Below are 13,432 nucleotides of genomic sequence, written 5' to 3'. Positions count from 1 at the left end.
GGTTGTTTTGTTATGAAATTGTTTAGACACCAGACCTGGTCACGCGCGGCGCTGTTTGCAGTGCCCGTTTTGGCCGCCCAGGTGGTTGTAACCCAGCTGCAGAGCGAGTTGGGTTACGCTCCATTCGCAAGCGCAGTGGCACAGGAAGAGAAGAAGGCAGACACGCGCGAGACTCGTCGTACGCCGGCGCTGCGCAACAAGGTCTATGAAAAGCTTGCGGAGGCCCAGGCCGCCGCGGAAGCGAAAGATCTTGCGTCTGCTGAGAAGATTCTCAACGGTATGGTATCGGCAGGAGGCAAGAAGGCGCTGAACAGCTACGAGCTGGCCAATGTCTACAACCTCTACGCCTTTATCTATTACAGCCAGGAAAACTACCCCAAAGCCTTGCAGGCCTATGAGAATGTTGTGTCCCAGCCGGACATCCCTCTGGCGATGGAAATCAATACTCGCTACACCATAGCTCAGCTGTACTTTGTGCAGGAAGACTGGGCTCGCGGTATCGACGCCTTGCTCAAGTGGTTTGACATGACGGAGTCTCCCAATGCTGCGGCGTATGTCTTGCTGGCGCAGGGTTACTACCAGCAGAAGGACTACAACAAGGCGCTTACCAACGTGGAGAAAGCAATCTCCATGTATGACGAGAAAGGCAAATTGCCGAAAGAGCAGTGGTATAACCTCGCTCGCTTCCTGTACTTCGAGCAGAACGATATTCCGAATACGGTTAATACGCTCGAAATCTTGCTGCAGCACTATCCCAAGAAGCAGTACTGGGTGCAGCTCTCTCACATGTACGGTGAGCAGAAGAAAGAGACAGACCAGCTTTCAGCGATGGAAACTGCCTATGCACAGGGCATGCTGGACAAAGGTACCGAGCAGGTCACTATGGCTTATCTCTACCTGAATGCTGATGTTCCCTACAAGGCAGCGAAAGTGATGGATAAGGGTCTGAAAGATGGCTCTATCGATGACAAGTCCAAGAACTGGGAGATCGCTGGCAGTGCCTGGCGTCAGGCCCAGGAAACCGAGAAGGCGATTCCAGCGATGGAAAAAGCCGCATCCAAGTCTGAGACCGGTGAGCTATATGCGCGTCTGGGTAACATCTATCTCGATGGTGACCAGAACGACAAGGCAATTTCTGCGATCAACAAGGGCCTGAGTCGCGGTGGGGTAAAGCGCCCTGACACAGCTCGTCTGGTGCTGGGCATGGCCTACTTCAACACCAAGCAGTACGAAAAGGCGCGCAAGGCATTTCAGGCAGCAGCCCGGGATGAGCGTTCCTCCAAGTACGCCGCTCAGTGGATCAAGTACATGAACTCTGAGCTGGAACGACAGCGGTCACTGGCTGAAGGCTAAGCCCTTGAGCGAGAAACAAAAAAGGAGCCGTAAGGCTCCTTTTTTTATTCCGATCAAAAATCAGATCGCGATAACGTTCTCAGCCTGAGGGCCTTTCTGGCCGTCGGTGACGTCGAACTGTACTTTCTGGCCGTCCGCCAGGGTACGGAAGCCGTCGCCCTTGATAGCGCTGAAATGGACGAATACGTCCGGACCATCTTCGCGTTCGATGAAGCCAAAGCCCTTACTTTCGTTAAACCACTTCACGGTTCCGGTAGTTGAAGACATAACAATATTATTCCTGTTACTAAAGGCGCCTGACGGCTAGCCCTGCTAATCAATTTATATGGTTTACGTACCGAATGATCTCGTGGGAACTTCGACCGCTATCCAAATCCTGCCAGAAAAAAATTCCTGACCAATTCAGTGTATCACTAGATCAGAAAATATCATGTGTCCGTGTCAAGAGAATTTCGGGAATATTGCCGAAGCTGAGGCCCTGAAATGGTGCGTTCAGGGGGACAGTTTCATCAAAATCGATGAAGGTATACCCTAGTCCCTCCGAATTTTGCATGAGGCTGCCGTGCGCGTTCTGCTTGTCGAAGATGATGTTCAACTGGGTGAGTCCCTGGAAGCGGCCCTGCGCCTGGAGCAATATGCGGTCGATTGGCTGCGCAGCGGCGATCCAGTGCGGGCCGCGCTAGGCGCGACGCCTTATGATCTTATTATCCTCGACCTGGGACTGCCAGGCGTGCCCGGGATGCAGGTCCTGCGCCAGTTGCGCGCTGATAAGCATGAGCTGCCGGTTCTTCTGTTGACCGCCCGACATACGCTGGAAGATAAGGTCGACGGCCTGGATTCCGGGGCCGACGATTACCTTACCAAGCCATTCGAGATCGATGAGTTATTTGCGCGGATGCGCTCCTTGCTGCGCCGCCGGGGCGCAAAGGGTCGCGGCACGGCCACTCTCCGAGCGGCCGGGATCGAAGTTGATCCGGCAGATCGCGCGGTTGTTTTTGAAGGCGAGCTTCTGGATCTCACCGCACGCGAGTACGCGATTTTGGAAATTCTCGTGCGCAACGCTGGCCGGTTTGTGTCTCGGGCGAGGTTGGAGGAGGGTATTTACAGTTGGGGTGAAGAGGTTGGCTCGAACACCGTTGAGGTGTACATCTCGCGTCTGCGTAAGCGATTTGGCAGCGCTACCATTGAGACCATGCGCGGCGTAGGTTACCGCATTCCCGCATGAAGCTGTCGCTGAGAGAGCGGCTGGTCTGGACGCTGCTGGCCTTCACCTTGTTTGCATGGACCGCATCTGCGGGGCTGACCTATTTCTATGCCAATCGGGTTTTGCACGCCCAGGTAGATCGCCAGCTGGTGCAGTATGCGAGCCTTGTGAGCTATGTGACCGGCGTGTTTGCGCGCCAGCTCGATGAGGGCCAGCCGCTGTATGAGTCCTGGTCTGGCCACGAATATGATCGCGCTCATCTCGAGCCTATAGTGATTGACCAGCCGCTCGCCGCGGAGCTTAGCCCTGCGGTAAACGTCTGGGAAGGCGAGAACCTCATCGCAGTGACAGACGGGTCGCCACACTTTGAGCGGCCCACGGCAACCGGCCTGGTTTCGCTGGACCGGGATGCGGGGGCAACCCATTGGCGAATCCTCACCCTCTACAACGCCCGCGATGGCCTCTGGATCAGGGTGGGTATCGAACTTGGTGCTGCACGTGGAGCGATGCTCGACACTGTTGGCCGTTCGCTCCAGCCGCTCATTATCGTGTTGCCCCTTACCATTCTGGTGTTGTTCTTCGGTGTGACACGGGGCTTGAGGCCGCTGAATGAATTGGCTAGACAGATTGCGCGGCGCAAACCCGGGCTGTTGGACCCGGTCGATACTGAATCAGTGCCCGATGAAGTGGTCGATGTGGTGGACTCCCTGAACGACCTTCTGCACCGCCTGGCGGTAGCTCTGGAAGGTGAGCAGCGTTTTACCGCCAATGCATCCCACGAATTGCTCACCCCGCTGGCTGCGATAAAGACCGAGGTGCAGCTATGCCAGCGGCAACTGCAGACCGAGGAGGGCGCGCGAATGCTGGGGCGCATCGCCTCGCGGGTGGACCGGGCCAATCATTCGGTACAGCAATTGCTGACGCTGGCGAGGTTGGATCCGGATCAGCCTCTGGCGATCACTACCGTTAATTTGCGCGCGTTGCTGGCCCATGTGATGGCAGAAAACGGTCACCTGGCAGCCGATCGCGAACTTCAGGTGGAGCTTGAAGACGGGCCTGAAGTTCAGGTGGAAGGCAGCGAGGAAGCGTTGGCCATTCTACTGCGCAATCTGGTGATCAACGCTTTTCGCTATGCCACAGAGGGCAGCGTGGTGTCGGTGATGGTAGAGCGCCCCGGGACGATCAGGATATTCAACGAGTGCGCGCCTCTTTCGTCGGAGGAGATGGAGAGGATAACGGAGCGCTTTTACCGCGTCCCCGGCACTGCCAGCGTGGGTAGTGGCCTCGGTCTCTCGATTGTCAGCCGCATTGTAGAATTACATGGGGCTGAGCTGCGAGTGGGGCCTGGCCCGGCGAGAAGCGGGTTTCAGGTTGAGATTGTTTTCTCAGCGTAGCCCTGATGGTCAGCTTCACTCCAAGGGCGCGTGCGCAGCGCCTATCAGGCCGGGGTGATCGGTAGTAATCACCTGCACTGGCACCCTGGCCAGGTATTCACCCATCGCGCCTTTGGCGCTGAATCGATCGAGAAAGCTGCTTTGGCGCAAGAAGGGGATCATCCGTGGAATGATGCCGCCCGCAATGAACAGGCCGCCGTAGGCGCCGTTGCTGAGCACAAAGTCACCACAGGTAGAACCCAGCATGGCGCAGAACGTTTTCAGAGCCGTCACACACAGGGGGTCGCTGCCATCGAGTGCCCTACCGGATATATCGGCAGGAGACAGCGTTTCAGGGGTGTGGCCGTTGATTTCGGCGATGGCGCCGTACAGCCTGGCCAGGCCGGCGCCGCAGACAAAGAGCTCTGTGTAAATGTTGCCGTGACGCGGTAGTAGCAGGCTAAAAATTTCGAGCTCAAGTTCGGTCGCAGGCGATAGCCCCGCGTGGCCAGGCTCCGCGTTGCTGGCGACTGGCTTGTCACCGCTCCAGAGCAAAGAGCCACCACCGAGCCCGGTTCCGGGGCCAACAACCGCAAGCGGCAAGCGTTCACGTTGAATATCACCCGCCTGGATCTGTTCAAGGTCGTGACTGGCCAGGTAGGGCAGGGCGTGGGAATTGGCCTGGAAGTCGTTGAGCCACCCACACTGCGTGAAGAGGAAGCGATCGGCGAGGTCTCGGCAGGAGAAGTCCCAGCCGATATTGATCATGTTGATCCTGTCTTCCGTTGGGGGCGCGGCAGCCGCTATGCAGGCTTGCGATGGACGCTCTTCCTCGAGGTCGGACAGCCAACGCTCGACAATGTCCTCGAAACTGGTGAAGTCGCGATTGCTGTAACTGGAGATCGCGCTGAACGTATCGCTGTCGGCATCGTAGATTCCGATACGACTGTTGGTGCCGCCGACGTCGGCGACAAGGCGTTTATTCGACATTATTGTACCGGGAGTACCTTCATGATGTTGGTGGAGCCTGGTTCGCCCATGACCGTTCCCTTGGTGAGCAGGATCGAGTCGCCTTTGAGCACGTAGCCCCCATCCAGCAGGAATTCTATCGTCCGGGATTCCACATCAATCTCCTCGAAAGCCCTGGCGTCGAAGAACTTCGGGATAACCCCGCGGCATAAGGCCAGCTTTTGCAGGGTCTCAGGCTTGGCGCTAAGGCCGAAAATGGGCAGCCCTGAGCTCAGGCGGGACATCAACAGCGGTGTGCTACCGCTTTCCGTCAGGCAGGCGATGCCACGGACATTGGCATAGTGGTTGGCGGCGTAAATCGCTGCCATGGCGATGGCTTCCTGGGGAGAGGAAAACTGGCGTTCGAGCCGGTAGCGGGATGTGCGAGCCACGGCCTGGCGTTCTGCGCCGAGGGCCGCGTCCGACATGGCCGTGACCACTTCCACGGGGTATTTACCCACAGCGGTTTCGGCTGACAGCATGACTGCGTCGGTGCCGTCGAGCACAGCATTGGCCACGTCGAACACCTCCGCTCTGGTGGGCATGGAGTTATCGATCATGGATTCCATCATCTGAGTGGCAGTGATGACGACGCGGTCCATTTTTCTCGCGCGTGAAATGAGTTCTTTCTGGATGCCGATCAGCTGTGCGTCGCCTACCTCTACGCCGAGATCGCCACGGGCCACCATGACCCCCAGGGAGGCGCGGATGATGCCGTTGAGGATCTCTTCGTCGGCCACGACTTCGGCGCGCTCGATCTTGGCGATGATGCCTGCTTCAAGGCCGATCTCCGCCAGCAATTCCTGAGTCTGGAGGATATCGTCCGCACTGGACACAAAAGATACCGCAACGAAATCGGGTTTGATTGTGCTCAGTTCTTTAATGTCGTTGAGGTCTTTGGAGGTCAGGGCCGGGGCCGCCAGCCCGCCACCTAGCCGGTTGATGCCCTTGCGTGAGCTCAACTTGCCGCCGATCACGACTGTGCAATCCACTGCGCTCGGCGTTACCTGGTCGACCCTTAGCCGCAGCCTGCCGTCGTCAAGCAGCAGAATATCGTCCTGCACGACGAAGTCGCAGAGCTCGCGATAGTCCAGGCCGACACTGCGTTGATCGCCTTCGTCATCGCCCAGGTTAAGGTCGAGGCGAAACGGAGCGCCTTCGGTAAGCTCGATCGCATCGTCGCGAAATTTACTGATGCGGATCTTGGGGCCCTGCAGGTCTGCGAGAATACCCACATAGCGCCCGGCGATTCGCGATTGTTTGCGAATACGTTGTGCAACAGCGGCGTGCTGTTCGGCAGTCCCGTGGCTAAAGTTTAGTCTGAATACATCCACGCCAGCCGTTATCAGCCGCGCGATCATGTCTTCAGATTCGCTGCCAGGGCCAATGGTGGCCACAATTTTTGTGCGTCTGTTTATTTTCGGAGTCACATCGGCTTCCAATTTTGAGAGTGCGTATATTACTCCCTTGCGCCGGTACGATCATCCACAAAGGCGCGGGTAATATTTGGGAAATCGGTGAACACGCCATCGATTTTTGCGGTTTCGAACAGGGCGATGTGCAGTTGTTCTGCGCTTGTTCCCGCCGGTAGTTCGTCTGCCCGGATCGTGTAGGGGTGTACCACCAGACCCACGGCGTGTGCCGCTTCGGTGAGGCCAGTGCTTTGCGCCTGGCTAGCGTCGGCTTGCAGGGTGATCACCTGTGGAATCCACGGCCCGATGCCGTCCGCGTAGGTGGCGATCTGGGCGAGCCCCTCTGCTGTGCGCATCGCGTCGTAGTCATTGTCACCGTCCTCACCCCAACTGTTGTCGCCGATGAGCTGAATCAGGGGCAATACCGTCTTGAATTCGTGGCGCAGGCGCCGGAGGGTCGGTGCGTCGAAACACTGTAGAAAAACGTCATCGCTGCGCGTGGCGTACCCAGTATCCGTCAGAATCTCAAATACAGCTTTTGCTGAATCGTATCCCTGTGCGAGATGCCACTGAGGGGCTTTCAGCTCGATGTACAAGCCGGCTGTGCGACCTGTACTCTGGTTGAGGCCGGCGATGAGTTCGATTTCCTCGCGCAGGGTCGGTACCGAGAAATGGCCTGAAAAGGCGGGGAAGCGCCCCGGATAAACCGCGACTCTACTGCCATTCTCACTTGCTCTCGTTCGCTCGTGAGCGCGTAAAGAGCGAATTTCTGCGAGCGTGAAATCCAGAGCATAGTAGCGGCCATCGTTCCTGGCGCGCTCCGGGAAGCGTTGCTCCACATCGGTGGTGGGTTCCAGGTGGATGTCGTGCAGCACGATGGGAATACCATCGGCGGTCAGCACGACATCCTGTTCGATGTAGTCTGCGCCCATGGTATGTGCCATGGCTTTGCTTTCCAGGGTATGTTCCGGCACATAGCCGCTGGCACCTCGGTGAGCGATAACCAGTGGGTCAGCCGAGGCCACGCTCACACCCCGCAGTGCGAGCAGGCGGCGAGCCTGAGCAGTATTTCGGGCGTGAGCCGGGGCATCAGGGCAGGGCGCCTATCCAGTCGCTTTGCTCGAACCATTTCTTGCGTAATTTGGTGAGCACTCCGGTCTTTTCGTAGGCATTCAGGTAATTGCTAACCAGATTTTGAAACTGGCGGTCCTCCAGGCTGACGGCGATACCGACTGGCTCGATCGTCAGTGGTTCCTGCAGAGTGACCAGGCCCGCGTCACGATGACGCAGCACGGCAAGCTTACAAACAGCCATATCAGCCATCAGGGCATCCACCTTACCGTCCAATAGCATCTGGATCGCCAGGTCACTGCTTTCGACGGCTACCAGGGTTGCATCGGGTGCCACTTCGGCGACGAACATCGCACTGGTCGAATTCTGGACAGCGGCAATTTTGAGGTCAGCGCGATTGAAATCTTCGCTGTTTTGCGCGTTCGCCAGAACGGAATTCCGGGTGAGAATGGATTTACCCGACATCATGTAGGGGCCTATAAAGTGCGCGCGTTCGGAGCGTTCCGGGGTGATCGAAAAGTTTGACATGATCATGTCTATCTTGCCGTCTTCCAGGGCGTCCAACAGTTCGCCAAAGGGCAATACCTGGATATCCAGCTGGACTCGCATGGCCTTTGCCAGGCCCTGGGCGAGATCAACATCGAAGCCCATTACCCCGCCTTGCCTGCTGACCGCTGTCATGGGGGGTTGGTCTCCGGAAGTACCCACAGTCAGGGTTTTGAAATCGATGACCCGCTGCAGGGAATCTCCGGCGGTGGCGCCGGGAACAATTGAAAGGGCAATAAGAAACGCAAAACCCGGCAGAAGCCGGGCGAGAAGATTTTTCATGTGTGGATATTCCTTACATTACACAGTGCTTGGCGTATGTGGATGCCTCGCTGGCGGTCCAGTCACCCTTGGGCTTGCCGGATAGGTCTTCACACCACTTTTCAGAGCCGACTTCGGTGCCGTCAATCAGGCAATTTTTGGCAAAGGTCGCGGCATCGCTGCCAGTCCACTCTGATTTGGGCTGATCTTTTTTCGCTTTGCACCACCGTTCACTGCCGGGCTCGGCGCTGCATCCGGCGAGGATGAGAGTGCCTGCCACGAGTGCTGTGGCTAGTAGGGTCCGCTTCATCATAGCTTCCTTTTTGGGGTTTACTCCTCTCCAGTATTGCACCGGATAGCCAAAGTCGCCAGTTGGGATTGGTGTCATTGCGGCTAGATAAATTGCAATTTCCGCAGCTGCTGCTAAATAATGTGATCATGACAAAGCAACTATCAACAGCCGACCCGCGCACACCCTCTCCGCCCTATGGCTATTCCCGCGAGTGCCAGCACAACCGCGAGCAACAGATTCACATCGTTGCCGAATTCCACGCGCATAAAATTCGCCCCAGTCGCATCGCCTATCGGGTAGGCATAGATATCGCCTTCATAGAGGCGCTGATCGCAGGTGAGGAGGAGGCCGAGTGGTTTCCCCGCCTGGTGGCCCGCTATCGACGCCAGCGCTATCAGCAGCGCATGCGTGACAGCGACCGGCGTCGTGGCGTCAGCCGCTATGAGCAGCAGCAGCGAATCGAACGCGAATTTCGCCGGGAAGTCGATCTCTAGGGTGCCTTTGCGGCAATGGCGCTCTTCCATGAGCTGCTGAATCTCAAAGAAGGTCTGCCTTCAGGCGGTCACTGACCCTGGCTGGGCAGATCTTCCCCGTGGTGCCACACCGACCCGATAACACGCTTTGAGTCGTTTGAGTTGCCGCTGAGGACGTCGATCTTGCCGCCGGTCTCCAGAAACTGCGCGATCTGCGTGTCAATCTCGTCGCGGATTCGCTTCTTCTCGGATTCGTTAATCGTGTTGTTGTGTCGTTTCATGGTCTTGCCTCTGAGCCGTTCTATTTACGGGCAGGATTGCCGGTTCGTGTTACACCCCCGCGATAGAGGCGTGAATGTTTTGTGACTGCAAAACATGGCGACTCCTGATGTTTAATATTTTTGCAATATCCCGATCACATTACTGTCACTTCTCCCTCCTAGTATTCGGCGCTACACATCGGTGAAAAGCCGGGCGCTTCTGTGCCGTGAAATTTGTTACATCAAAATACAGGGATTAGACATGACTTCCGAAACCAGACTTAAGCAGATACTGCTTGCTCTGCTTCTTACTTCGCTTGCCGCTTGCGGCGGTTCCTCCTCTGACAACGTTTCCCCGGGCCAGATAGTGGTTGGAGACGGCGACGGCGATGGCGACGGCGACGGCGATGGAGATGGAGATGGCGATGGTGACGGCGATGGAGACGTTGTTATGAGCGTCATTCCTGCTGGCCTCGAATCTGCAATTACCCCGACCGGCGAGACAGCGAATGACGGCCGGGAAATCTACGACATTGACGTGACTGCGTTGCCGGGTGGAAAGCTGGACCCACAAGGTCTGCTGCTGGGCAATGACGTCGTGTTCCGCATCAAGGGCGGTGCCCTTAGCGTAAGCAACGGTTAAGGGAGACTTGCCAGAATGAACCGAACAAAATTATACAGTGCTGTTGCAGCAGGCCTCCTGCTCTCTACAGGCTATAGCGCGCAGTCCCAGGCTCAGTCATGTGTTCTGGAAGTAGCGAAGGGCGCGACGATTGTCGGCGCCACCAACGAAGATTTCCTTGTCATTGAGCAGGGTTGCAAAATACATGCGGAAGGTACCGCGGAGCAGCCCATTAACTTTACGGCCAACCAGGCGGTGACCGGCGATGTCGAGAGCAACGCTCGCGGCTTGTGGGGTGGCCTTGTTATCAATGGTATTGCCCCTATCAATGACTGCCCGGAAGGTATTGCAGGTGGCACTGCCGAATGTACCAAGGAAGGTGAGGCGAACTCCGGCCTGTTCGGTGGTGACGATCCCGCCGATAGCTCTGGTGTCCTCAAATACGTTGTTGTCTCTTATGCAGGCTCCAACGTCGACCCTGAAAACCAGCTGAACGGCATCGCCTTCCAGGGCGTGGGTTCCGGCACCGAGGTTGACTTCGTGCAGGTACATAACAACCTGGACGACGGCATTGAGTTCTTCGGCGGCACTGTCTCCGCCAGCCACGTTGTACTGACCGGTAACGGCGATGACTCTCTCGACTGGACTGACGGTTGGCAGGGCAGCATCCAATATCTATATATGGAGCAGATAGACAGTGGCGACAATCTGATCGAGGCAGATAACCGCGAGGGCGACGAGAATGCCGAGCCCCGCTCTCTGCCCAATATTACCAATATGTCCGGTTACGGCCTCGGCGGTGAGAACGGCCTGCGCTTCCGTCGCGGAACGGGCATTCACCTGACCAACAGTTTTGTTGTTGATGCCGGCACCTGTTTGCGCATTGGTGGCGAATCCCGCAACCTCTTGGGTTCCGACCTGACCATTGCCGGCACCAGCTTCGGTTGCACAGAAACGCACAAAGACGATGACGACGGTGCGGTGGAAGTCTACCTCGACTCCGCTGAAGAAGTGTCCCAAACCGGTGGCCAGGTTGACCCGGTAACACCTTCCGGTGACTTCGAATCGGCACCCTTTATTGGCGCCTTTGGCGGCGACGACTGGACGGCTAGCTGGACCGTAGCTGGTTCTGTCAGCAATGGCGGCGGCGATCAGCCCAGCACCGGTTGCCCTGACGGCACCACTGAGAACGGAGACATCAATGGTGTGTCCAGTTGTCTACTGCCCTCGAGCATTACCTCTGACCTGACCCTGTCTTCAGGTAATTACTACGTACTTGATGGCAAGGTGGTTGTCGGTGGTGACAACGCTGACTCCGCTACCCTGACAGTCAATGCCGGTGTCACTATTGTTGGTGATGACGCCGACGACTTCCTGGTGATTTCCCGCGGTTCCCAGATCGTAGCTAACGGTACAGCAAATGCGCCGGTGACGATGACTGGCCTGGCAGATGTCGATGGCAGCGGTGTGAGCGACGCCACTCGCGGCCTGTGGGGCGGCCTGGTGATTAACGGTAACGCGCCGATCAACGACTGTCCTGAGGGCGCTGTTGGCGGCACCGATCAGTGCACCAAAGAAGGCGAAGCGAACTCCGGCCTGTTCGGCGGATCTGACGCTTCCGATTCCAGCGGCAGTCTCAACTACCTTGTGGTCAAATACGCCGGTTCCAATGTCGACCCTGAGAACCAGTTGAACGGTATCGCCTTCCAGGGTGTGGGTTCCGGCACTGAAGTCGACTTCGTACAGGTGCACAACAATCTGGACGACGGCATCGAGTTCTTCGGTGGTAGTGTTTCTGCCAAGCACGTTGTGCTGACAGGCAATGCTGATGACTCGCTGGATTGGACAGATGGCTGGCAGGGCAACATTCAGTTCCTGGTGATTAACCAGGCCGCAGACTCTGCCGACAACGGCATCGAGGCGGACAACCGCGAAGGTGACGAGAACGCCACGCCGCGTTCCATGCCGATGATTGCCAACATGTCCATCGTGGGTAACCCCGGCGAGCGTGGCGTGCGCTTCCGTCGCGGTACCGGCATTCGCATGTACAACACCTACATCACCGACAATGCTACCTGTATCGATGTGGATGGTGACACTTCAAATGGCCTGCTGGGCACTGAAATCCTGTTCGATGGCGTGTCCTTCAACTGTCCGGAAGTGGTAGACGGCGACAACCCCGATCTGCAGTCTTATCTGGACAGTCTGGGTAACGTTTCCCAGACGGGTGGCTCGGTCACTCCGGTTAACCTGGATGGCATGGGTAACTTTGAGACTGTCGACTTCATTGGTGCTACAGACCCGGCCAATGACTGGACCGAAGGCTGGGCATTTGGTGACATCGACACCGGCAGCCCTGACTTCCCGGCTGAGCCAGCAGGTTGTCCTGACGGCACTACCGATGGCAGCCCGATCAACGGCACGCCTACCTGTCTGATGCCGGAAACGATTCTTTCTGACATGCACCTGACCTCCGGTAACTTCTACATTCTCAGCGGCAAAGTTGTGGTGGGTGGAGACAACACTGATTCGGCAACCCTGACACTGGATGCGGGTACTACGGTTGTCGGTAACGATGCCGAGGACTTCCTGGTGATTTCCCGCGGCTCGCAGATTGTGGCCAACGGTACAGCGACTGCACCTGTGACACTGACCGGTCTGGCCGACGTGGATGGTTCCAACCTGTCCGATTCTACTCGCGGACTCTGGGGCGGCCTTGTGATCAATGGCAACGCGCCGATCAACGACTGTCCGGAAGGCGCCGAAGGCGGCACCGTGGAATGTACGAAGGAAGGTGAAGCGAACTCAGGCCTGTTCGGTGGCGCCGATGCTTTCGACTCCAGCGGTAGCCTCAACTACCTTGTCGTCAAGTACGCCGGCTCCAACGTTGACCCTGAGAACCAGCTGAACGGTATCGCCTTCCAGGGTGTAGGTTCCGGCACCATGGTTGACTATATCCAGGTTCACAACAATCTGGACGACGGCATCGAGTTCTTCGGTGGCACAGTAGACGCCATGCACGTGGTTCTCACAGGCAACGCCGATGACTCATTGGACTGGACTGACGGCTGGCAAGGTCGCATGCAGTATGTCCACATTGTTCAGGCTGACGACTCTGCGGATAACGGCATCGAAGCGGACAACCGCGAAGGTGACGAGAACGCTGCACCGCGTTCCAATCCAACCATCGCCAATATGTCCATCCTGGGCAACACTGGCGAGCGCGGCATACGCCTGCGTCGCGGCACGGGAGCCGATCTCTACAACGTGATGGTCGGCGGCTCAGCTACTTGCCTGGACGTTGACGGCGACACTTCGATCGGCCTCATCGGCATGGATATCAACATCGAGAGTGCCTCCTTTGGCTGTTCCGAGGTAGTGGATGGCGATAACCCGGATCTGCAGACCTACCTGGATGGCGCGGTCAACGTGACTCAGGACGGGAGCATACCGCCCGCCGCAACCCTGCCTTCTGATGGATTCTTTGAAGCATCTGACGTGGTCGGATCCGACTTCGACAGCTGGAAAGGTTCCTGGGTATTTGGGCTGTAAACGAG

13 protein-coding genes are annotated in these 13,432 nt (G+C 57.3%); 6 read left to right on the top strand and 7 right to left on the bottom strand.

Going from position 1 to position 13,432, the window contains the following annotated elements; genetic code table 11:
- Positions 1 to 12: 12 nt before the first annotated feature.
- Positions 13 to 1,353 (top strand): tetratricopeptide repeat protein, encoded by a 1,341-nt coding sequence (locus EY643_RS18425; RefSeq protein WP_153240629.1) that lies wholly within the window; start codon positions 13 to 15, stop codon positions 1,351 to 1,353.
- Between the two features lie 60 nt (positions 1,354 to 1,413).
- On the opposite strand, the gene cspE is transcribed toward EY643_RS18425, so the two are convergent.
- On the bottom strand, positions 1,414 to 1,620 hold the full coding sequence (gene cspE / locus EY643_RS18420; RefSeq protein ID WP_153240628.1) for a transcription antiterminator/RNA stability regulator CspE: 207 nt from the start codon (positions 1,618 to 1,620) through the stop codon (positions 1,414 to 1,416).
- 295 nt (positions 1,621 to 1,915) lie between these two features.
- Here cspE and EY643_RS18415 point away from each other — a divergent pair, with 295 nt between their 5' ends.
- Together EY643_RS18415 and EY643_RS18410 are read left to right on the top strand one after the other, a co-directional pair.
- The gene (locus tag EY643_RS18415; RefSeq protein ID WP_153240627.1) at positions 1,916 to 2,578 is read left to right on the top strand and encodes a response regulator; all 663 of its coding nucleotides are present in this window, start codon (positions 1,916 to 1,918) and stop codon (positions 2,576 to 2,578) included.
- The gene (locus EY643_RS18410) at positions 2,575 to 3,951 is read left to right on the top strand and encodes a histidine kinase dimerization/phospho-acceptor domain-containing protein (protein WP_153240626.1); all 1,377 of its coding nucleotides are present in this window, start codon (positions 2,575 to 2,577) and stop codon (positions 3,949 to 3,951) included. Before EY643_RS18415 ends, EY643_RS18410 begins: the two co-directional genes overlap by 4 nt.
- 15 nt (positions 3,952 to 3,966) lie before the next feature.
- Here the strand turns inward: EY643_RS18410 and glk are convergent, their stop codons facing one another.
- The 5 genes from glk to EY643_RS18385 all read right to left on the bottom strand — a co-directional run bounded on the left by glk (position 3,967) and on the right by EY643_RS18385 (position 8,538).
- Positions 3,967 to 4,920, bottom strand: a complete 954-nt coding sequence (gene glk / locus EY643_RS18405) for a glucokinase (protein WP_153240625.1) — start codon at positions 4,918 to 4,920, stop codon at positions 3,967 to 3,969.
- Positions 4,920 to 6,368: a pyruvate kinase gene (gene pyk / locus EY643_RS18400; protein WP_153240624.1), complete on the bottom strand. Its 1,449-nt coding sequence runs from the start codon at positions 6,366 to 6,368 to the stop codon at positions 4,920 to 4,922. The genes glk and pyk overlap by 1 nt, the downstream gene beginning before the upstream one ends.
- A 29-nt stretch (positions 6,369 to 6,397) precedes the next feature.
- The gene (gene glpQ / locus EY643_RS18395) at positions 6,398 to 7,375 is read right to left on the bottom strand and encodes a glycerophosphodiester phosphodiesterase (protein ID WP_153240623.1); all 978 of its coding nucleotides are present in this window, start codon (positions 7,373 to 7,375) and stop codon (positions 6,398 to 6,400) included.
- 64 nt (positions 7,376 to 7,439) lie between these two features.
- Positions 7,440 to 8,249, bottom strand: coding sequence for a substrate-binding periplasmic protein (locus EY643_RS18390; protein ID WP_153240622.1), 810 nt, complete (start codon positions 8,247 to 8,249; stop codon positions 7,440 to 7,442).
- Positions 8,250 to 8,262: 13 nt separating this feature from the next.
- On the bottom strand, positions 8,263 to 8,538 hold the full coding sequence (locus EY643_RS18385; RefSeq protein ID WP_153240621.1) for a DUF3012 domain-containing protein: 276 nt from the start codon (positions 8,536 to 8,538) through the stop codon (positions 8,263 to 8,265).
- A gap of 128 nt (positions 8,539 to 8,666) precedes the next feature.
- Between EY643_RS18385 and EY643_RS18380 the strand changes: the two genes are divergently transcribed.
- Positions 8,667 to 9,014: a hypothetical protein gene (locus tag EY643_RS18380; RefSeq protein WP_153240620.1), complete on the top strand. Its 348-nt coding sequence runs from the start codon at positions 8,667 to 8,669 to the stop codon at positions 9,012 to 9,014.
- A gap of 68 nt (positions 9,015 to 9,082) precedes the next feature.
- Here EY643_RS18380 and EY643_RS18375 read toward each other — a convergent pair whose 3' ends face one another.
- The gene (locus tag EY643_RS18375; RefSeq protein ID WP_153240619.1) at positions 9,083 to 9,274 is read right to left on the bottom strand and encodes a hypothetical protein; all 192 of its coding nucleotides are present in this window, start codon (positions 9,272 to 9,274) and stop codon (positions 9,083 to 9,085) included.
- Positions 9,275 to 9,515: 241 nt separating this feature from the next.
- Here EY643_RS18375 and EY643_RS18370 point away from each other — a divergent pair, with 241 nt between their 5' ends.
- Positions 9,516 to 9,896, top strand: coding sequence for a hypothetical protein (locus EY643_RS18370; RefSeq protein ID WP_153240618.1), 381 nt, complete (start codon positions 9,516 to 9,518; stop codon positions 9,894 to 9,896).
- Positions 9,897 to 9,911: 15 nt separating this feature from the next.
- Complete coding sequence (locus EY643_RS18365; RefSeq protein ID WP_153240617.1) at positions 9,912 to 13,427, top strand: hypothetical protein; 3,516 nt, start codon at positions 9,912 to 9,914, stop codon at positions 13,425 to 13,427.
- The last annotated feature ends 5 nt before the right edge of the window (positions 13,428 to 13,432 follow it).

The organism is Halioglobus maricola (assembly GCF_009388985.1).
GTDB lineage: Bacteria > Pseudomonadota > Gammaproteobacteria > Pseudomonadales > Halieaceae > Halioglobus > Halioglobus maricola.
The sequence above is the reverse complement of the archived record's forward strand: the minus strand, read 5'-3'. Positions and strand labels throughout refer to the sequence as shown.